The sequence below is a fragment of the Lacinutrix sp. WUR7 genome, assembly GCF_016864015.1.
GTDB lineage: Bacteria > Bacteroidota > Bacteroidia > Flavobacteriales > Flavobacteriaceae > Oceanihabitans.
Genome location: NZ_CP045067.1, coordinates 220,401 through 241,582, shown reverse-complemented (window position 1 = coordinate 241,582; position 21,182 = coordinate 220,401). Strand labels below are relative to the sequence as shown.

The window sequence follows — 21,182 nt, the reverse complement described above, 5'->3', positions numbered from 1 at the left end:
TTCGTTTTTTATTAATTTTGCAAAACAAAAATAAAAACTAAGGCTTACATTATAGATATGGCAAGATTTGAACTAAAATTACCTAAAATGGGAGAGAGTGTTGCAGAAGCAACAATTACCTCATGGTTAAAACAAGTTGGTGAAACTATTGAAGAAGATGAAGCAATTTTAGAAATTGCGACAGATAAAGTAGATAGTGAAGTACCAAGTGAAGTAGATGGTGTTCTAGTCGAGATACTATTTAATGTAGATGATGTTGTTCAAGTAGGACAAACCATTGCTATTATAGAAACAGAAGCAAGTGCTTCTGCAGCTGCTTCTGCGCCAAAAGTAGAAGCTGAAAAACAAGAAGCTCCAGTGCAAGCTGCTGCTGAGGTTGCAAAAACGGTTGTTGCAGCACAAGAAACTACAGCTCCTGTAATTTCTAGTGGCGAGCGTTTTTATTCTCCTTTAGTAAAAAACATAGCAAAAAAAGAAGGAATAACACAAGCAGAATTAGATACACTTCCGGGTACAGGAAAAGAAGGACGTGTTACTAAAAATGATATTTTAGCATACTTACAAAATAAAGGAACACAGCAAACGAACACAGTTGCTCCAGCACAATCTAATGTTGTTGCTCCAGCGGCTAGTAATACTGCAAAATCAAAAACACAAGCTGCTCCTGCAGTAGTGAGTGGAGAAGATGAGATTATAGAAATGACCAGAATGGGCAAGATAATTGCACATCACATGGTAGAATCTGTACAAAAAAGTGCGCACGTACAAAGTTTTATTGAAGCAGATGTTACTAAAATCTGGAATTGGAGAAAGAAAGTGAAAGACGGTTTCATGAAACGTGAAGGTGAAAATTTAACCTTTACCCCAATTTTTATGGAAGCGATTGCAAAAGCACTTCGTGAATTTCCAATGTTAAATATCTCTTTACAAGGAGACACTATTATTAAAAAGAAAAATATCAACCTTGGTATGGCTGCAGCTTTACCAGATGGTAATTTAATTGTTCCTGTAATTAAGAATGCAGATCAGTTAAATCTGGTTGGTATGACTAAACAGGTAAATAGCTTGGCTAGGAAAGCGCGCGAAAACAAGTTAAAACCAGATGATATACAAGGAGGAACATACACAGTAACGAATGTTGGTAGTTTTGGTAGTATCATGGGAACTCCAATTATTAATCAACCACAAGTAGGAATTCTTGCTTTAGGTGCAATACGTAAAATGCCAGCAGTTATAGAAACTCCAGAAGGAGATTTTATTGGTATACGTTACAAAATGATTATGTCGCACTCTTATGACCATAGAGTGGTAAACGGTGCGCTTGGTGGACAGTTTGTATTAGCTGTAAAAAATTATTTAGAGGCTTGGGATTCTAATCGCGAGATATAAAAATTCCTGCGAAGGCAGGAATCTCAAAAAGAGATTTATAATAATAGATTAAAAACAAAAAGCACCATTTTATAATGGTGCTTTTTGTTTTTATAATGAAATCGGCTTATTTGTAATGTAATTGTAACGTTTCAATTAATTGTTTTTTCGTTTTAATATTGGTGTACAACGAATCGTCAATCTTTAAAATTGGCGCTTGTATTTTAGATTTTATATTATTCGTTTTAAATTCTTTAAGTAAGCCTACCAAATATGTTGAATCTTGGTCGATATTAAATTCTTTGTAGTTTATTTTATTATTTGCTAGAACGTCTTTGGTTTGGTTACATAATAAACAATTGTCTTTAGTGAATAAATCCACCGTTTTAGATTTTAAAGAGGCATCTATTTTAAAATGAATGCCTGCATCGTCTTTTTGCATGGATAAGTCAAAACGAACTTCATTTACAACCAAAGTATATTTGTAGTTCGATTCTGTGTTTGCAAGTTTAACAAGCGTTATCATTCTAACCTTAGAGTTGGCAGGAATGTTTTTTATAATAGGTCTTGCGCTGCTTCGTCTGTAGCCAGTAGCATCTACTTTTAAGAAGATGTCATAAGCAATATTGTTGCTGTTCACAGCAAAAAGCTCTACCCGTTTACCAGTAACTTTTTCTTCTATACTAACAAATTCGTGCTTGTTTTGTGCAATAATATTTAAAGGTAAAAGGAGTGTGAAAACACAGAGTAATATAAATCTCATTAAAAGTGATTATTTAATGCTTTAATTAATTTGTCTCTGCTTTCTAATCTATTATAGATTGAATCTTCAATTTCTATAATGGGAACAAGTGACGTTTTATCGTTTTTTCTGTTTAAAAGCTCTTGCTGTATTTTTTGATAGTACTCTTTGTCTTCATCAATATTATATATAGTATATACAATGTTATTGTCGCTAAATAGCTTGATGGTATTATCGCATAAATCACAATAATCTTTTACAAAAACTGTAATCGGTTTGTTTTTTTTGTTTTCATCAAAAGTAAAGGTAATAGGATTTATTCTTTTTTCTTTATCATGACCAATTTCATTAACTATCACACCAAAAGTAACGTTAGAGTCCTCAGAGATTCTAATTAACGAAGCCATTTTTACTTCCGATTTAGCTGGAACCGTTTTTGTAACCATATTTTCTGCTGATTTTCTAAATCCAACAGCATTTATTTTTATGAAAACCTCATAATCTGTATTGCTTGAATTAACAGCGTAAACATTTACTTGTTTTCCTTTTTCCTTTTTTTCAATAGAAATATGGGCATGGTTATTTTGAGCAAAACTTAGTGTAGATAGAAAAAAAAGTAAAAAATAAAATGTGGTTTTTTTCATTATTAGTTTTAAATTTAAAAAAAAGATAAATATAATAAAAAGTATATTTGCAGAAACCATTCCAAACTAATGAATTTAAATTTAATAAAGCCTATCTGTTTTTTCGACTTAGAAACAACAGGAATTAATATATCAAAAGACCGAATAGTAGAGATTTCTATTTTAAAAGTTTTCCCTGATGGAAAGCAGGAAAGTAATACGTGGAAAGTAAATCCGGAAATGCATATTCCTGAAGAAGTAACTGCAATTCATGGTATTTCAGATGAAGATGTAGCAGATATGCCAACATTTAAGGAACTAGCAAAAGAGATAAATAATGTTATTAAAGATTCTGATTTAGGAGGATTTAATTCCAACCGTTTTGATATTCCGCTTTTAGCCGAAGAAATGCTTCGTGCAGATATAGATTTTGATATGAAAAACAGATCATCTGTTGACGTACAAACTATTTTTCATAAAATGGAACAACGTACGCTAGTTGCTGCATATAAGTTTTATTGCGATAAAGATCTAACCGATGCACATAGTGCAGAAGCAGATACCAATGCAACTTTTGAAGTTTTAAAAGCACAAATTGAAAAATACGAAGAACTAGAAAATGACACCAAGTTTCTTGCAGAGTTTAGTTCTCGTAAAAAGTTTGCCGATTTTGCCGGATTTATAGCTTATAATAAAGAAGGGGAAGAATGCTTTTCTTTTGGGAAGCATAAAAACAAACGCGTATTAGATGTTTTAAATACAGAGCCTGGTTATTTTGGCTGGTTGTTAAATGCAGATTTTCCGTTGTATACTAAAAAGGTGCTTACAGCAATTAAGTTACGAGCATTTAATAATAAGTTGGATTAATAAGGCTACAGCCCCAGTTTTCATGTAATGAAAATTAAGGTTAACGACTGATAGATATATAGTAGTAAAATAAAGATAAGTAAAATCACAAGAGTAAGCGTCTAGTTCCAAAAGCGAAGCGGTCTATAATCTCGATACTTAAATTTAAAATAATAAGATTTTCGCTTTAGCGGAAATGAAAATTAAGATTTTCAATGAAAATAATCTGCATAGGAAGAAATTACACAGACCACATTAAAGAACTGGAAAATGAAAAACCAACAGATCCTGTGGTGTTTTTAAAACCAGACACTGCTATTTTATTAAAAAAGCAACCGTTTTTTATTCCTGATTTTTCAAATGATGTACATTATGAAGTAGAGGTTTTAGTGAAAATCAATAAAGTAGGTAAGCACATTCAAAAAAAATTCGCACATAAATATTACGACCAAATAGGACTAGGAATAGACTTTACGGCACGTGATTTACAAAGTCAATTAAAAGAAAAAGGCTTGCCTTGGGAGAAAGCAAAATCTTTTGATGGTGCAGCAGTAGTGGGAGATTGGCTAGATAAAACACAGTTTCAGGATGTGGATGATTTAAATTTTTCACTTCAAAAAAATGGAAGCCTAGTACAGCAAGGGAACACAAGCCTTATGCTTTGGAAAATAGATGAAATTATAGAATATGTGTCAAAATATTTTACTTTAAAGATTGGAGATATTATATTTACGGGAACTCCAGCAGGAGTTGGCAAGGTCATTGCAAATGATAAACTAGTAGGATGTATAGAAAACACGCAAATGTTTTCAATAACAGTAAAATAAATGGAACAACATTACAAATTATTTCGAGTTCGTGAATTAGCCGAAGGAGATCAAGATTTTATTAATATACTAGCACAAACTTTTTTAGAAGAAGTTCCTGCAGATGCACAAACTTTAAAAGAGTCTGTTGAAAATAATAATCATCTAGCAACGTATCAAACTGCGCATAAGATGAAACCAACTATAGATATGTTTGAGTTGGGAGTACTTGACGACTTGATAGAAGTGCAAGATTGGGGGAAACATGAAAAAGCAGGAGTAGATATACTTCCGAAGTTACAAATTGTACTTGCGGCAGTAAAGCAAGCTTCAGACGAAATTCGTTCCGATTTTAATTTATAATGCAAGCAGAAATAATAACCATAGGAGACGAAATTCTTATTGGTCAAGTCATAGACTCCAATTCCGCATTTATTGCAAAGCAACTAAATAAAATTGGTGTATCTGTTTATCAAATAACTTCGGTTCAAGATGATAAAGAGCATATCATAAAGTCCTTACACGAAGCAGAAGAAAATGCAGATATCATTATTATTACAGGAGGATTAGGTCCGACAAAAGATGATATTACAAAAAAAACGATTGCAACGTACTTTCAAGATACGCTGGTACAAAACGCAGCAGTTTTAAAAAACATTGAAACGATTTGGGAAAAATATATTAAACAGCCACTTACCCAAGTTAATATAGATCAAGCATTAGTGCCAAGTAAAGCAACCGCTTTAATGAATACGGTTGGGAGTGCACCAGGAATGTGGTTAGAAAAGGGTAATAAAACCTTTATTTCGCTTCCAGGAGTACCTTTTGAAATGGAATCATTAATAGATAATGAAGTAATTCCAAGACTTCAAAAAAAATATAAATGTCCTTTTATTCTCCATAGAACGTTACTGACTTATGGTATAGGAGAAAGTAGTTTAGCCGAAAGAATAGAAGATTGGGAAGACAATTTGCCAAAACATATCAAATTAGCATACTTACCAAATTCAGGAAAAGTACGTTTACGTCTTTCTGCAAAAGGAGATAATAAAGAAGAAATTATACAAGAAGTGGATGAGCAAATTCGTTTATTACTTCCGCAAATACAAGAATATTTTACGGGTTTTGAAGACCAAGAAGAAACTTTAGAGGCCCTAATTGCAAAAAAACTAAGTGCAAATAAAAAAACTTTAGCAACTGCCGAAAGTTGTACCGGAGGAAAAATAGCAGAACGAATTACAGCAATGTCTGGAGCATCGGCATACTTTAAAGGAAGTATTGTAAGTTATGCAACACAAATCAAAATAGAGGTGTTAAAAGTGCCAGAAGCACTTATTGAAAAACACTCTGTAGTAAGTGCAGAAGTTGCAGAAGCAATGGCAATGAATGTGTTACAGTTGTTTAAAACAGATTATGCAATTGCAACAACAGGAAATGCAGGTCCAACAAAATCAGAAAGTGAAGAAGAAATAGGAACCGTTTTTATCGCAATTGCAACAAAAAACACTGTTTATTCTGAAAAATTCAGCTTTGGAAAACCTCGAATTAAGGTCATAAATAGAGCTGTAAACAAGGCTTTTGAAATGCTTCAAAAAGAAATTTTAAAAAATAGATAAAAATAAGATTGGGGAAACGTAAAGAATTTGTATATTTGCACCTCGTTTTGAAATAACAATAATACATTTAGAACAATGTCAAGAGTTTGTGAACTTACAGGAAAGAAGGCAATGGTTGGAAACAACGTGTCTCACGCTATGAATAGAACTAAACGCACATTTGATGCAAATTTAATCAAAAAACGTTTTTTTATTCCAGAGGAAGATAAGTGGATTACATTAAAGATATCTACATCAGCATTAAAAACTATTAATAAAATAGGTATATCTGCTGCATTAAAAGAAGCAAGAACCAAAGGTTTTATAAAATAATAGCCGCATTTAAAAGCTTAAGAAAATGGCAAGAAAAGGTAACAGAGTACAAGTAATATTAGAGTGCACAGAGCACAAAGCAACTGGTTTACCAGGAACTTCTCGTTATATTACGACTAAGAACAAAAAGAACACTCCAGATAGAATGGAAATTAAAAAATTCAATTCTACCTTAAAGAAAATGACTGTTCACAAAGAAATTAAATAATATTCTTTTATAGAATACTAAAACTATACGTCATGGCAAAGAAATCCGTAGCATCATTACAAACAGGATCTAAAAGATTAACAAAAGCAATAAAAATGGTTAAGTCTCCAAAAACAGGAGCTTACATGTTTGTTGAGTCTGTAATGTCACCAGAATTAGTAAGCGACTTTTTAGCAAAAAAATAAGTTTACTTTTAAAAAAGATATTTTAAAGCTGCTTTCTTAAAGAAAGCAGCTTTTGTTTTATATTTACATTTCATATTAATGACAATATTTCAGTAACTTAAAAAAGGCTCGACTATTGTTATTATATTTTGGCGTTACCTAAAGGTCAGGCTTTCAGTTATACCTGCCTGTCGGCAGGCAGGTCTTTTTGCAGAAAAAGCAAAAAGGTTAAGACTATTGAAGAATAGTCGAACGGCTGCAATCCTTAACGCAGAAATACGTGAAGTAACCGCTTCACCACTAAATAACAAACAACTAAAAAAGAATGAGTTTTTTTAAAAAAATATTTTCTTCCGATAAAAAAGAAACACTAGACAAAGGTTTAGAGAAATCTAGCACGAACTTTTTAGGTAAATTAAGTAAAGCTGTAGCGGGAAAATCTAAAGTAGATGATGCTGTTTTAGATAATTTGGAAGAAGTACTTGTGTCTAGCGATGTTGGTGTAAATACGACATTAAAGGTAATTACACGAATTGAAGAACGAGTAGCAAAAGACAAATACTTAGGTACCGACGAACTTAATAAAATACTACGCGAAGAAATTGCAGCCTTATTAAGTGAAACCAATACTGGTGAAGAAACAGAATACACCATTCCTAAATTACCAAAACAAGCAGATGGTAGCAAGACACCTTACGTACTTATGGTTGTAGGTGTAAACGGAGTTGGTAAAACAACAACCATTGGTAAATTAGCTTATCAATTTAAAAAGCAAGGACTTAATGTAGTGCTTGGAGCAGCAGATACTTTTAGAGCAGCAGCAATAGATCAATTACAAGTTTGGGCAGATCGCGTTGATGTGCCAATGATACGTCAAGAAATGGGAAGTGATCCAGCTTCTGTAGCTTTTGATGCTTTAGAATCTGGAGTAAAACAAAATGCAGATGTTATTATTATTGATACTGCTGGGCGTTTACACAACAAGATAAACTTGATGAACGAGCTTACTAAAGTAAAACGTGTCATGCAAAAGGTAGTAGGAGATGCGCCACATGATGTGCTTTTAGTTTTAGATGGTTCTACAGGTCAGAATGCTTTTGAGCAAGCAAAACAGTTTACAGCCGCTACAGAGGTAACTAGTTTAGCAGTAACCAAATTAGACGGTACGGCAAAAGGAGGAGTGGTTATTGGTATTAGTGATCAATTTCAAATTCCTGTAAAATATATCGGAGTAGGAGAAGGTATTGAAGATCTTCAAGTATTTAATAAATTCGAATTTGTAGATTCATTCTTCAAATAAAAATAAATATCCACATATAAAAAAAGCCTTAAGAATTTCTTAAGGCTTTTTTATTATAAAAGAACGTCTTTTTATTGTTTTGTAAGCCTAATGGTTATAGGTAAATCTGAAGCTCCACAACCTCCAGTACCATGGTATAGCTCAAAGAATGTGAATTCTAATACCGAATCATCACAAACATTATAAGGTTGGTCTTGGTTAGAAGGGCCTAGTATAATACTGGTTGTTGCTCCTTGATCACAAGAATAAGATAAAGTATCATTTATTCCTACTTCTACTAATCCAGAATTGGTTAATTGAAATTCAAAATAAGTGTCATTTAGAAAAGCGTCTGGGTAATAGGTGAAATTGAAATATCTTCCATTATTACTGCCTGCAGTAATGTAAACATATTGTTCTCCTACTATAGGACCTTGTCCACCTGCGGTAAATGCACCATCCGTTATAGATTCTATTAAATAATCTCCTTCTAAAAAGGTAGCATCTAGAGAAGTCATCGTTTCTGTTGTAATTACTAAAGCATTTGTATAATTACTATAACCGGCAGAACCACAATTAGCTCTTACATATACTTCATAAGTCGTATTTGGTAATATATTATCGGTAAGCGTAAAATACGTATCCGATGTATTAATTACGGTTCCAGTACCTAAAGAAAAACCAGATTCTCCATATTCAACTTCCCAAGCTGTTTCATTAACACCACTCCAATTAACAGTAAATTCACAGGTGCTTACTCCTCCAATATGTAAGTTTTCAGGTGTTGTACATGAACTCTGAGTTGTAATAGTTGTAGGTCCTACAACAGTACCAAAATCGGAAGTACCACATTTAGACTGAATATATATATTATAATTTGTTTGCGGATTTAAATTTTGAAACTCAAAATAGTCAGAAGAAGTATTATAAGTAGAGCCTGTTCCGGGTGTGAAACCTTGCTCTCCAATTTCCAAAAACCATGAACTTGGAGTTGTTTCATCAGTGTTTTCCGTATTCCAATTTATTGCAATAGAGTTTTCAGTTGTATAATTTTCAAATATGTCAATTGCTTTTTCACATATGGTAATTGGATCTTCATTGTCTCCGCTTCCAGAATCATCGCTACTAGAGCAACCTAATATAAATAACGAGATTGTAAATAATAAAATATTTTTTTTTATAAAATATGTATAAGATTTTTCAGACGCTAATATAGAGATTGCATCTAAATAAAAAAAACGGAAGATTTATGGCTGTTAATTGGTAAGAGCGTTTATCTTTTCCCAAAGCGCATTATCAAAAGTAGAAAGCGCAAAGTTAGAGTTATCTGCCGCTTCTCCCATTCTAATAACCACTAGTTTCTTACTAGGTACTACATAAATCTTTTGGTCATTTTTTCCTAAAGCCGCATACATGTCGTTTGGCGCATTCGGAATTAATGATCCTGGAAATTCTATTTGTGTTCCTGGTAAATGGTAACTTGTTTTTCCGTTTAGCCACCACAAGTAACCATAAGCTTCATTTATACTTTGTGAAGTGTTTGTAGCTTGGTTAAGATAATTTGGAGATACAATTGGCGTGTTTTCCCATTTCCCGTTAGCCGAAATCAACAAACCAAAACGCGCCATGCTTCTGGTGGTACTCCAATAGACACTTAAATCGCCTAAAGGAATCCAGCTTCCAGACATGCCAATTCTGTCTTTTAATTTGTTATTAAAATAACTTGACCACGTTTGGTTACTCGCTTGTGCAACTACTTCTTGCATTTTTACATACACATTATGATAGGCCCATCTTTGTCCGGCATCTGCAACATATTGTAGGTTTTCTGGTGCAACGTTATCGCCTAAACTATCGTCTAATCCAGAGTTCATAGATAATAGGTTTTTGCAAGTAATTAGATTCTCTTTGTCTAAAGGAGCACTTGTCCAACCAGTTCCTAAATAATCGGATACTCTATCATTTATATTGAGTAATCCTTCGTCTTGAGCTATTCCTGTTAGTGTAGTGGTTAACGTTTTTCCTGCGCTGGCCCAATACCAACTAGATGTCGATGTGTGATTATTCATGTATTCTTCTACAACAATTCTTCCGTTGTAAAGCATGATAAAACCTTTCGTGTTTTTTTCTTCTAAAAAATCTAATAACGGCTGTAAGTGATCTTCATTCCAACCAATTTCAGAAATAGAAATAGTTTCCCAAGTATTTAAAGTAATAGGAGGAAAATAGGTTGCTGTGTTATTATTGTTATCCTCTGCTTTTACTTCATCTGAAGTTGCACAACTAAAAAGTATACCTATTGCAAATAATAATACGTATGCATTAGTTTTCATAGCGTTGAATTTAATTTAAGACTGTTAAATATCTAAAAGGTTTAATTAAGATTGTATCTTTGCAACCTGAAATTTAGAAGAAGTATAATTAACGAAATTCCCGCTTTCGTGGGAAAAGAATATGAGAACAAAGACGCTTAAAAAGAATAAAATCAACGTGGTAACTTTAGGATGCAGTAAAAATGTATACGATAGTGAAGTGTTAATGGGACAATTAAAAGCCAACGGAAAAGAGGTTGTTCATGAAGAGGAAGGTAATGTAGTTGTGATTAATACTTGTGGTTTTATTAATAATGCAAAGGAAGAAAGCGTGAATACGATTTTAGATTTCATGCAGAAAAAGGAAGCTGGAGAAGTAGATAAAGTATTTGTTACAGGTTGTCTTAGTGAAAGATATAAACCGGACTTACAAAAAGAAATCCCTAATGTAGATGAATATTTTGGTACTACAGAATTGCCACAATTATTAAAAGCTTTAGGAGCAGATTATAAACACGAGTTAATTGGTGAGCGTTTAACGACAACACCAAAAAATTATGCATATTTAAAAATTGCCGAAGGTTGTGATAGACCTTGTAGTTTTTGTGCTATTCCTTTAATGCGTGGAAAACATAGAAGTACACCTATTGAAGAAATTGTTATTGAAGCTGAAAAATTAGCGGCAAAAGGCGTTAAAGAACTTATTCTTATTGCGCAAGATTTAACCTATTATGGTTTAGATTTATACAAGAAAAGAAACTTAGCAGAACTTTTGGAAGCTTTAGTGAAAGTGGATGGTGTAGAGTGGATTCGTCTGCATTATGCTTTTCCAACAGGATTTCCATTAGATGTTTTAGATGTTATGAATCGCGAACCTAAAGTTTGTAACTATTTAGATATACCATTACAGCATATTTCGGATAACATTCTTAAAAGCATGCGTCGTGGTACAACCAAAGAAAAAACGACTAAGCTTATTGGTCAGTTTCGTGAAGCGGTTCCAAATATGACGATTAGAACAACGCTAATTGTTGGTTATCCAGGAGAAACCGAAGAGAATTTTCAAGAATTAAAACAATGGGTTCAAGACATGCGTTTTGAACGTTTAGGTTGTTTTACGTATAGTCATGAAGAAAATACACATGCTTTTAATTTAGAAGATGATGTGCCAGAAGAAGTGAAAATCGATAGAGCGAACCAGATTATGGAAATGCAATCGCAAATCTCTTGGGAGTTGAATCAACAAAAAATTGATCAAGTTCTTAAAGTGGTTATCGATAGAAAAGAAGGAAACTATTTTGTGGGTAGAACCGAATTTGATTCTCCAGATGTAGATAATGAAGTGCGTATTGATGCTACTAAAACCTATTTGAAAACAGGAGAATTTGCAACCGTAAAAATTATCGAAGCAGAAGATTTTGATCTTTATGGTGAGGTAATTTAATATAGAAATATACTTTTAAAAAAAAGGTAAGCTAATAGCTTACCTTTTTTTTTGTTTTTTTTGATCCATTATTTATTTCCTATTCCATGTAAATAAGTATTTGGTAAATAGTGCGTAAAAACGGTTCTTTTAAAATGCTAATATTAGAGAGCTTTCAGTATTTGATATGGTGATAGAGATACTATATTAAAATAGAAACAAGTCTTTTTACACATAAAATGGGGATGCAATAGTTTTAATTGTTAATGCTATTTTATATAACATCTGTATTGTAAATCATTATTTTTCTAAATTCTCAACAATAGCTTCAAAGTATCTATCTGCAATTTCTTTTGCTCCTAATTCGTTGTAATGTAAATTGTCTGCCATATACGAATCTGTCCAATTGGTAGACATATTCACAAGAATCACTTTAGAGGAATCATTGGTTTGCTCCATAGCAATTGTGGCAAGGTTTTCAATAAAAGAATTATAAACGATTGTGCTTGCTGGTGTCATGATATTCGTTTTTCCGGGAGCAATTTGTTCTAAAAATATTGTGATATTCGCATTGCTATTTTGTAGGATATCGATGGTTTGGTTAATATTTTCTATTACTTGTTCTAGAGGTATCTCTCTAATTAAATCATTTCCACCAATTCCCAATAAAACAACATCTGGAGTTCCTAAATCTTCAAGAATATCTGGGATATTTTCTAAAACATCTTTGCTTTCAAATCCGCCAATGCCTTCGTGGTCTGAATCAAAATGCTTTCCTAATAATAAAGGATACGAAGTTTTATCTTTTTGTGTACCAACATAATCAATATTCCATTGGTTAGAAATTAATTTTTTCCATAAATCATATCGGTAACTAACAGAGTTGCTAGCAGCACCTTCCACTCTAGAATCACCTAATGGCATAATGGTAATGGCATTTGATGTAGCTTTGTTTTGTAAAGAAGTATTATGTATTTCTTCCGTTTTATGACAATCTTGAAAAGCTAAAAAAATGGATAAAATTATAAAAGGAAAAAGAATTGCTGTTTTTTTCATTAAAAATAAATTAAGATCTAATAGTTTTAAAAGATTAAAGGTAAGTTTTTTACCTTTTATTGTGATTTATTTTTATGAAAAAGTGAAATAGAATTTCTAAAAACTATTTATTGAAAAAGTTTAGGATGCCGTTTTTTTAAGTTGCTTGTTTATTTTTTTTATAGCGGTTTCTATAGATTTCTCAGGTTCAATAATGTTGTATTCTCCCCAAAATGAGGGGTCTGAAAAACCAGAAGCTTCATCACTTAAAATTACGGTTGATTTTAATTTTTTATCAGGAGTAGAATTTCCAGTTTTATTATATTCCCAATCGGTAACTGCCATTTCACTATTTAAAGAATATACACTATTAAACAATTTGCCTTTCCAGTCGACTTTAAAGGTTAGCTGAATATTACTATATCCAAAGTGCCATTTTCCATCTTTTATTCTATAGTCTACTCGGTAATATGCTTCGGTTGGAAAAACTTTTGCTCGGTTTGGCTTTTTACGAACAAACATAGCACTAGCAAGTTTTTTGTTTTTCACATTTAAATTATAAATAGCACTGGTTAAAGAAAAAGTTTCCGCATCTATATAAAGTTTTCCATAGTATAATGGGTAATCGATTTTAGGATTTGGCTCAAAAGCAACCACGTACACTTTCTTATTATTTATTTGTGTTGTATTATTAAAAGTAAAAAGGTATTCTGATAAGTTATCTTCCGTAAAAATAAATTCTGGATATTTAATCACATCTGCATATAATGCGCTTAATGGTCCACCTTGTAGTTTTAAAGCTAGGGTATCTAATTTCGAGTAATTGGTGTTTTTTCGAGCCTTTATAAGTTTTATTTCATCCTTTTTATTAGAGGTGTACGGTTGTTTATATATTTCTAGAACAGCTTCAGAAAGAGATGCGTTTTTCTTCCTGTTTTTAATCGTTTCTCTATAGAAAGCAGTCATGATAGCTTGGTGATTAATATAGTTGTCTCCTTTGGTTTTAAAAATTAGTCTAACCAAAGCTTCTGCATCTTTTGGCGCTTTTAAACTAATTTCATCTAATACAGTAATTCGTTCTTCTAATTTAATTCTATTCTTTTTGTGTTTTAATTCAGAGAGTGCAATAACCTTTGTTTTATACCCTAAAAAAGCAATATTTAAGTCTTTATTTAAATACATATTAGGTACTTTAAGTGAAAATTCACCTTCATTATTTGTTATAGTACTAATGTTGGTATCCAATAAATTTATATCTGCAAATACTAAGGCTTTATTTGTGTTGCTATCCATCACAATTCCTTTGAATTCTGTAAAACTCTGATTTTTTTCTTGGGCTTTAGTTGTATTACAAAAGATTAATAAACTAAATAAGAATAAAAGGGCATTCCAATTTTTGAGGTGAAATTTTCCGTCCATGGTTTTAGGTATTAATTAATTACCTTAAAAGGTATCAAAAATTAACCTGTTTTCCGTATATTTTATGTTAATTTTAAGAGTTTATATACACTAAAGAATCTTATATTTACAGAAGATTTTTTCATACAAATTATGCCAACAAATACTATTTCTTTTAAAGACACAAACTACTTTTCCTCACTTATTTGTGACTATTTAGAAGAGAATAAAAAACTACAACCTTTTTATAATAATTTTCCGAAGGTGGAAAATTTTAAAAAGCAAATAGAAGAGAAAACAGCATCTGTAAAACCGGAGTCTAGAATTATTTTATCTGAAGCCTTAAAAACGCAATATAAAAACACCGAGGCTTCGCTATTAACGCTTCAAAACATCGAAGCTTTAAGACTAGAAAACACATTCACCATTACCACTGGGCATCAATTAAACTTGTTTACAGGGCCTTTGTATTTCTTATTTAAAATTGTTTCTGTAATCAATCTTGCGAATCAATTAAAACAAGAATTTCCAGAGAATAATTTTGTTCCAATTTATTGGATGGCAACCGAAGATCACGATTTTGAAGAAATTAATTACTTCAATTTTAAAGGAAAAAAAGTACAGTGGAACAGAAATGCTTCTGGAGCAGTTGGAGAACTTTCCACCGAAGGATTAGATAAAGTATTCGAAGTTTTCTCCAAAGAACTTGGTTCCGGACAAAACGCAGATACATTAAGGAACTTATTTCAATCGGCATATCTAAAACATGATAACCTTGCAGACGCAACACTTTACTTAGCAAATGCTTTATTTACCAATTATGGTTTGGTAATCGTAGAAGCTAATAATAAAAATTTAAAGCAATTATTTATTCCTTATATCGAAGAAGAGCTCTTAAATCAGACTTCTTTTAAAACGGTATCAGAAACCAATAAACGACTAGAAGCATTATCCAGCGTTAGTAAAATTCAGGTAAATCCCAGAGAAATAAATTTATTCTACTTAAACGAAAACCTAAGAGAGCGAATCGTTTTTGAAGACGAAACGTATAAAGTACTTAACACAAATATTACCTGGAGCAAGAGCGAGATATTAAAAGAAGTCTCCAACTTCCCGCAACGCTTTAGTCCGAATGTTATCATGCGACCTTTATATCAAGAAGTAATTCTGCCAAACCTTTGCTATACAGGTGGTGGAGGAGAACTTGCATATTGGTTACAGTTAAAAGATTATTTTGAAGCTGTAAAAGTGCCTTTTCCAATGTTATTGCTAAGAAATTCAGCTTTAATAAAAACAGAAAAACAAGCAGATAAATTACGTAGGCTAAACATCTCTAACGAAGATATCTTTTTAAAGCGAGACGCCTTTATTAATAAAAAAGTAAGACAGATTTCTAATATTGATATCGATTTTTCCGAACAGCTAAAACAACTACAACTACAATTTAAAGACTTATATAGCTTAGCCGAGAAAACAGATAAATCTTTTATTGGCGCAGTTGCAGCACAAGAAAAAAAGCAAATTAACGGATTACAACATTTGGAAAAACGTTTGCTTACCGCACAAAAACGCAAACTAAAAGATCAAGTGGAACGCATGACAGAACTTCAAAACGAACTGTTTCCTAATGCTAGTTTACAAGAACGTAATACCAATTTTTCGGAATTGTATTTAGAATTCGGAGAAGCATTAATTCCAAAATTAATAGCAGAACTAAAACCGTTACAAGGAGATTTTACCATTATTACGATGTAGTTTGCAGTCGCAGTCGCAGTCGCAGTCGCAGTCTCAGTATTCACTAGACAGTAAACATTTTTTTTGCACTATTTTTCCAATATAATTTCAATTTTTTCAGCAACTCCTTTCAAAGACCTCCAAGAATAATAATAACTACAAATTGAAGTTTAGAACGCTCCGTGAAACTTCGTGCCTCTGTATGTCTCTGTGAAATAGAAATTCAGTGTGCAGTAAGTAGTCCTCAGTCTTTGGTCTTCAGTCTTCCATAATCTGTCCTCAGTCTTCCTATCTCATGTCCTCATTTCTAATCACACACCTTCCATTTTCTAAAAACAAAAAAGTTTAAAATTCTCTTAAAAAAGTTTACGTATCGTTCCCGATTAAAAAATCAATTCCTATTTTTGCGCATGCAACACAACAAGGTACTTATATTAGATTTCGGATCGCAATACACACAACTAATTGCGCGTAGAGTTAGAGAGCTTAACATCTTATCTGAAATACATCCATTCAACAAAATTCCAGCAAACATAGAAGATTACAAAGCAGTAATCCTTTCTGGTAGTCCAAACTCGGTACGAGGAGAAGACGTATTACATCCAGATTTATCTAAAATTAGAGGGCACAAACCTTTATTATCTGTTTGTTATGGTGCACAATACTTAGCCCATTTTTCTGGTGGTGAAGTAGCACCTTCTAACACTAGAGAATATGGTAGAGCCAACTTAAGTTTTGTAAAGGAAGACGAAGCATTTTTTAGCCAAATCTCTAAAGGAAGCCAAGTATGGATGAGTCATAGTGATACCATTAAAACATTACCAACCAATGGTGTGCTTTTAGCAAGTACGCATGATGTAGAAAATGCAGCCTACAAAATTGAAGGTGAAAAAACATACGCAATTCAATTCCATCCAGAAGTATATCACTCTACAGACGGAAAACAACTACTAGAAAATTTCTTAGTTCATATTGCAGGTTTAGACCAAGATTGGACACCAGATTCTTTTGTAGAAGAAAGCGTTCAAGCACTAAAAGACAAATTAAAAAACGATAAAGTAGTACTCGGTTTATCCGGAGGCGTAGACTCTTCCGTTGCTGCAATGTTACTACACAAGGCTATTGGTGAAAACCTATATTGCATCTTTGTAAACAATGGTTTACTTCGTAAAAACGAATACGAAAGTGTATTAGAACAATACAGCGGTATGGGCTTAAATGTAAAAGGAGTAGATGCTTCGGCACGCTTTTTGGATGCACTTGCAGGATTGAGCGACCCAGAATTAAAGCGTAAAGCAATTGGTCGTGTGTTCATTGAAGTTTTTGATGACGAAGCACATCAAATAGAAGACGTAAAATGGCTAGCCCAAGGGACCATTTATCCAGATGTTATAGAAAGTGTTTCTGCAACAGGCGGACCAAGTGCAACTATAAAAAGTCATCATAATGTAGGTGGTTTACCAGACTTTATGAAGCTTAAAATTGTTGAGCCTCTTAAAGCATTATTTAAAGACGAAGTGCGTCGCGTAGGTGCATCTATGCAAATGGACAAAGCCTTATTAGGTCGTCATCCATTTCCTGGACCAGGACTTGCAATCCGTATTTTGGGAGATATTACTCCAGAAAAAGTACGTATTTTGCAAGAAGTAGATGCTGTATTTATAGACAATCTAAGAAAATGGAATCTATACGATAGCGTATGGCAAGCAGGAGCAATCCTACTTCCAGTAAATAGCGTTGGTGTTATGGGAGATGAGCGTACATACGAAAAATGTGTGGCATTAAGAGCAGTAGAAAGTACCGATGGTATGACTGCAGATTGGGTAAATCTACCGTATGAGTTTTTACAAAAAACCTCTAACGAGATAATAAATAAAGTAAAAGGCGTTAATAGAGTAGTGTACGATATTAGTAGCAAGCCGCCAGCAACCATTGAGTGGGAATAAATTAACAAGTCACTTCGAGTGATTTTTGAAGAATGAGAAAATTGTATCGAGAAGTTGGGCGTTACTTTTTGCTCATCCCTACATGGTTTTAAAACCTTGCAGGATCACAAAAAGTCAGGCTTTACGTTGCAATCTTTTTTAAGAAAAATAAAAAAGGATTTACACTACAATCCTTAACGCGGGAATACATGAAAAGGTAAGTAGTTAGATGTAAAAAAGGAAGGTTTAATAATATAGTAGCTAATCATTTACATTATGGAAAATAAAATCAATTTAGTTGGATTTGCAGCAATCATGTTACTATCATTCGGAATTACGTATCTTAATTTGGAGGATCTAAGCTTGGAAGAAAATTACAAAGCGTATATTCAAATAGGTTTAGGGATTATTTTACTCCTAACAATTTATATAAAGAAGAGGAATGCGAGTTAAAGCATATACAATATTATAGTTTTTGGTAGCATTACCTGCTTTTTACGCATTTCCATTCGATGTAGGAATGCCCTATAGTCAAAGTCATAAGAAGGAAAAAGAAATAAATAACTTAAGCAAAACGTTATTATAAAGTGCTCTCCAAAGAGAAAAAGAAAACAAATTTTTAAATGAAGAATTTAATATACATATTCAGTTTCGTTTTATTATTCAGTTGTGCAACAACAGTACAAGCGCAAAACTATAAAACACATAAAGTAAGATCTGGAGAAACCATTGAAGGCATTGCAAAGCAATATAATGTAACCCCTTATGATATATATGCATTAAATCCGGATGCCAAAAAAGAATTAAAGAATAATGCCGTTTTAATCATTCCAAATTCTAAAATAGCAACACAGCAAACAACCACCACCACCGTAAGAGAGTTTGTAAACTTTAAAGAGCATAAGGTAAAACGTAAAGAAACCCTTTATAGTTTAGCCAAAAAATATAATGTGGAGCAGGACGAAATAAAAAAACACAATCCTTCATTATACTCCGAAAATCTTCGTAAAGGCGACCGAATTAAAATTCCGGTTTACAAAACAAAAACCGTTGTAGAAACCGTAAAAACGACTAAAGATTATACGGTTTTACCAAAAGAAGGAAAATGGCGAATTGCTTATAAATTCGGAATTACAGTAGATGAACTAGAAGCATTAAACCCTAATATGGTAGCGACACTAGATGTTGGACAAGTAATTCAAGTGCCAATCCTAGAAACAGCGGAGGTAAAAGAAATAGACGAAAGATATTCGTACTATTCTGTGTTACCAAAAGAAGGTTTTTATCGTTTAAAAATTAAATTAGGATTAGAGCAAGAAGAACTAGAAGCTTTAAATCCAGAATTAAAAGAATCAGGATTAAAATCAGGAATGGTTTTAAAAATTCCGTTTAATGCTTCCGTGACAGCGGTAAACTCTGGGATTGAAGGAGAGCTTTTAACAGGAGAAACTATTTTAACATCTAGTCTAGTAAGTCATATTAGAAATTACGAAACTAAAAACATTGTTATCCTATTGCCTTTTAGATTAAACAGAGTAAATGCCGATTCTGTTTATGACGCTAAAAAGCAAATTGAAAATGATAATTTTTTAAGACCTTCTTTAGATTTTCATTCGGGAGTTTTAATGGCTGTAGATTCGCTTAAAAAACTTGGAATTTCATTAAAAGTCGATGTGTACGATACTAAAAATGAATTAAGTGAAGTATCTCATTTATTAAGTTCTAAAAATATTGAAAATGCAGATGCAGTTATTGGTCCGTTAATGCCTAATAACTTTGCTCGTGTGGCTTCTGAATTGAAAAGAAATAATGTTCCTGTAATTTCTCCTAATTTAAAGGATTTAAAATTATCAGAAAATGTATTTCAGTCCATGCCTTCTTCCAATTTATTAAAAACAAAAATGATAGATTTTGTTAAGGCTGATAGCACTAAAAGTCATGTAATTGTAATTGCTGATGCTAAAAACGTTGCAACAAGTAATGCTATAAAAAGAGAGTTTGGTACTGCATCGCAAATTCATTCTAGAAAAGATAAAGAAGGAAAAGATTCGTATTACGTTTTAGAAGATGATATCATTGGTAAATTAAAACCAGGAAAAAACATCATCTTTTTAGAAACCGAAAACTACACTTTTGTATCTAACGTTACCAGTATTTTAAACTCGTTAAATAATGAAGAACACAAAATTGTTTTAGCAACAACAGATATGAATGCTGCTTTTGAAAATGATGAAATTTCAAACTATCATTTATCGAATCTTAGTTTTCATTTTCCAACCGTTTCCAAAACGTATAACGAGGACGATAATAATGGTTTTGTAAAACAATATAAAAATAAGTATGGTGCTACACCAAACAAAACGGCAGTTAGAGGTTTCGATTTAATGATGGATGTTGTTTTACGTCTTTCCGCTTCAGATAGCATGTACAATTCTGTAAATGAATTTCCGTTAACGGAATACATAGAAAATAAATTCGAATACAAAAAACATCTTTTCGGTGGTTATTACAACAATACCGTTTACGTTGTTAAATATGATGATTTAAAAATAGTAGAAGCCAAATAAAATGTTTTTAAGATTCTTGCTTATTAGTTTTTGTTTCCTCACACTTCATAAAGAAGCGTCTACAATTGCTTGGAGTGCATCGCGCCAACTTTCTTGGAACGATTTTAAAGGGTCAGTAAAAGCAGATACCGATGCGGTAGCAACAACAGCTTCTGGTATCACCTTTAGTTATTCTATAAAAAGAACGAATAAAAAGGAAGTCGTAGGTTTTAAAACCAAGATATTCGCGCATTTTTATCCGGAGAAATCATGGTATAAAGCAGCACTTGCAGACAACCACATATTAGCACATGAACAGTTTCATTTTAATATTACAGAGTTGTACGCAAGAAAGTTTAGACAACGAGTTGTGCAATTAGATGCATCGCCTGCTTTAAATAAGCAACTCGATAAAATACATCAGGAAATTAATCAAGAACTTTCTAATCTTCAAAAACTGTATGATGCAGAAACCGATTTTTCTAGAAACTACGAGATGCAATCCCATTGGCAAAATCACATTGAAGTGGAATTAGCCAAATTAGATAACTTTAGCTCTAAACAATAGGTATGCAATTACAACCAGATAGAGAATTTCTTGTGAAACTCGCACATACCAAAATGCCTTTTGGTAAGTATGAAGGTCGATATTTAATAGATTTACCAGAACATTATGTGGTTTGGTACCACAACAAAGGGTTTCCAAAAGGGAAGCTTGGTGAAATGCTAGAAACTGTGTATACTTTAAAATTAAACGGATTAGAAGGATTGATTAGAAATATACAGAAGAATTTTTCTAAGCCGTAAGGATTTGGAAGTCGGTTTTATGTGTTCCTCAAGTTTAT

General features: G+C 32.5%; 21 protein-coding genes. 15 read left to right on the top strand and 6 right to left on the bottom strand.

The window, feature by feature from the left end; translation table 11 throughout:
• The first annotated feature begins 57 nt into the window (after window positions 1–57).
• Window positions 58–1,389, top strand: coding sequence for a dihydrolipoamide acetyltransferase family protein (locus tag FG167_RS01075; protein ID WP_203459652.1), 1,332 nt, complete (start codon window positions 58–60; stop codon window positions 1,387–1,389).
• 106 nt (window positions 1,390–1,495) lie between these two features.
• Here FG167_RS01075 and FG167_RS01070 read toward each other — a convergent pair whose 3' ends face one another.
• The gene (locus tag FG167_RS01070; protein ID WP_203459651.1) at window positions 1,496–2,131 is read right to left on the bottom strand and encodes a glutaredoxin domain-containing protein; all 636 of its coding nucleotides are present in this window, start codon (window positions 2,129–2,131) and stop codon (window positions 1,496–1,498) included.
• Window positions 2,131–2,754, bottom strand: a complete 624-nt coding sequence (locus FG167_RS01065) for a glutaredoxin domain-containing protein (protein ID WP_203459650.1) — start codon at window positions 2,752–2,754, stop codon at window positions 2,131–2,133. Before FG167_RS01065 ends, FG167_RS01070 begins: the two co-directional genes overlap by 1 nt.
• Window positions 2,755–2,823: 69 nt before the next feature.
• On the opposite strand from FG167_RS01065, the gene FG167_RS01060 reads away from it, so the two are divergent.
• The 8 genes from FG167_RS01060 (at window position 2,824) to ftsY (ending at window position 7,985) form a co-directional block, all read left to right on the top strand.
• A complete protein-coding gene (locus FG167_RS01060; RefSeq protein ID WP_203459649.1) occupies window positions 2,824–3,600 on the top strand; it encodes a 3'-5' exonuclease in 777 nt (258 codons plus the stop codon).
• Window positions 3,601–3,794: 194 nt separating this feature from the next.
• Window positions 3,795–4,406, top strand: coding sequence for a fumarylacetoacetate hydrolase family protein (locus FG167_RS01055; RefSeq protein ID WP_203459648.1), 612 nt, complete (start codon window positions 3,795–3,797; stop codon window positions 4,404–4,406).
• Window positions 4,407–4,748, top strand: coding sequence for an Hpt domain-containing protein (locus tag FG167_RS01050; protein WP_203459647.1), 342 nt, complete (start codon window positions 4,407–4,409; stop codon window positions 4,746–4,748).
• Window positions 4,748–6,001: a competence/damage-inducible protein A gene (locus FG167_RS01045; protein ID WP_203459646.1), complete on the top strand. Its 1,254-nt coding sequence runs from the start codon at window positions 4,748–4,750 to the stop codon at window positions 5,999–6,001. The genes FG167_RS01050 and FG167_RS01045 overlap by 1 nt, the downstream gene beginning before the upstream one ends.
• A 75-nt stretch (window positions 6,002–6,076) precedes the next feature.
• Window positions 6,077–6,313, top strand: coding sequence for a 50S ribosomal protein L28 (gene rpmB / locus FG167_RS01040; protein WP_055445229.1), 237 nt, complete (start codon window positions 6,077–6,079; stop codon window positions 6,311–6,313).
• A gap of 25 nt (window positions 6,314–6,338) precedes the next feature.
• The gene (rpmG, locus tag FG167_RS01035; protein ID WP_055445230.1) at window positions 6,339–6,521 is read left to right on the top strand and encodes a 50S ribosomal protein L33; all 183 of its coding nucleotides are present in this window, start codon (window positions 6,339–6,341) and stop codon (window positions 6,519–6,521) included.
• Between the two features lie 32 nt (window positions 6,522–6,553).
• Window positions 6,554–6,706 (top strand): DUF4295 domain-containing protein, encoded by a 153-nt coding sequence (locus tag FG167_RS01030; protein WP_083478355.1) that lies wholly within the window; start codon window positions 6,554–6,556, stop codon window positions 6,704–6,706.
• Between the two features lie 304 nt (window positions 6,707–7,010).
• Window positions 7,011–7,985: a signal recognition particle-docking protein FtsY gene (gene ftsY / locus FG167_RS01025; RefSeq protein ID WP_203459645.1), complete on the top strand. Its 975-nt coding sequence runs from the start codon at window positions 7,011–7,013 to the stop codon at window positions 7,983–7,985.
• A gap of 71 nt (window positions 7,986–8,056) precedes the next feature.
• Here the strand turns inward: ftsY and FG167_RS01020 are convergent, their stop codons facing one another.
• Window positions 8,057–8,938, bottom strand: coding sequence for a fibronectin type III domain-containing protein (locus FG167_RS01020; protein ID WP_203459644.1), 882 nt, complete (start codon window positions 8,936–8,938; stop codon window positions 8,057–8,059).
• A gap of 282 nt (window positions 8,939–9,220) precedes the next feature.
• Window positions 9,221–10,297: a serine hydrolase gene (locus FG167_RS01015; RefSeq protein ID WP_203459643.1), complete on the bottom strand. Its 1,077-nt coding sequence runs from the start codon at window positions 10,295–10,297 to the stop codon at window positions 9,221–9,223.
• 121 nt (window positions 10,298–10,418) lie between these two features.
• Here FG167_RS01015 and rimO point away from each other — a divergent pair, with 121 nt between their 5' ends.
• Window positions 10,419–11,720, top strand: a complete 1,302-nt coding sequence (gene rimO, locus FG167_RS01010; RefSeq protein WP_203459642.1) for a 30S ribosomal protein S12 methylthiotransferase RimO — start codon at window positions 10,419–10,421, stop codon at window positions 11,718–11,720.
• A 279-nt stretch (window positions 11,721–11,999) separates the two neighbouring features.
• On the opposite strand, the gene FG167_RS01005 is transcribed toward rimO, so the two are convergent.
• Together FG167_RS01005 and FG167_RS01000 are read right to left on the bottom strand one after the other, a co-directional pair.
• Window positions 12,000–12,755: a GDSL-type esterase/lipase family protein gene (locus tag FG167_RS01005; RefSeq protein WP_203459641.1), complete on the bottom strand. Its 756-nt coding sequence runs from the start codon at window positions 12,753–12,755 to the stop codon at window positions 12,000–12,002.
• Window positions 12,756–12,875: 120 nt separating this feature from the next.
• Complete coding sequence (locus tag FG167_RS01000) at window positions 12,876–14,153, bottom strand: carboxypeptidase-like regulatory domain-containing protein (RefSeq protein WP_203459640.1); 1,278 nt, start codon at window positions 14,151–14,153, stop codon at window positions 12,876–12,878.
• A 132-nt stretch (window positions 14,154–14,285) separates the two neighbouring features.
• On the opposite strand from FG167_RS01000, the gene bshC reads away from it, so the two are divergent.
• The 5 genes from bshC (at window position 14,286) to FG167_RS00975 (ending at window position 21,144) form a co-directional block, all read left to right on the top strand.
• Window positions 14,286–15,887 (top strand): bacillithiol biosynthesis cysteine-adding enzyme BshC, encoded by a 1,602-nt coding sequence (gene bshC, locus FG167_RS00995; protein ID WP_203459639.1) that lies wholly within the window; start codon window positions 14,286–14,288, stop codon window positions 15,885–15,887.
• A gap of 389 nt (window positions 15,888–16,276) precedes the next feature.
• On the top strand, window positions 16,277–17,812 hold the full coding sequence (guaA, locus tag FG167_RS00990) for a glutamine-hydrolyzing GMP synthase (protein ID WP_203459638.1): 1,536 nt from the start codon (window positions 16,277–16,279) through the stop codon (window positions 17,810–17,812).
• Window positions 17,813–18,414: 602 nt separating this feature from the next.
• On the top strand, window positions 18,415–20,358 hold the full coding sequence (locus FG167_RS00985) for a LysM peptidoglycan-binding domain-containing protein (protein ID WP_203459637.1): 1,944 nt from the start codon (window positions 18,415–18,417) through the stop codon (window positions 20,356–20,358).
• A gap of 1 nt (window position 20,359) precedes the next feature.
• The gene (locus tag FG167_RS00980) at window positions 20,360–20,905 is read left to right on the top strand and encodes a DUF922 domain-containing protein (RefSeq protein ID WP_203459636.1); all 546 of its coding nucleotides are present in this window, start codon (window positions 20,360–20,362) and stop codon (window positions 20,903–20,905) included.
• 2 nt (window positions 20,906–20,907) lie between these two features.
• Window positions 20,908–21,144 (top strand): DUF3820 family protein, encoded by a 237-nt coding sequence (locus tag FG167_RS00975; RefSeq protein WP_203459635.1) that lies wholly within the window; start codon window positions 20,908–20,910, stop codon window positions 21,142–21,144.
• The last annotated feature ends 38 nt before the right edge of the window (window positions 21,145–21,182 follow it).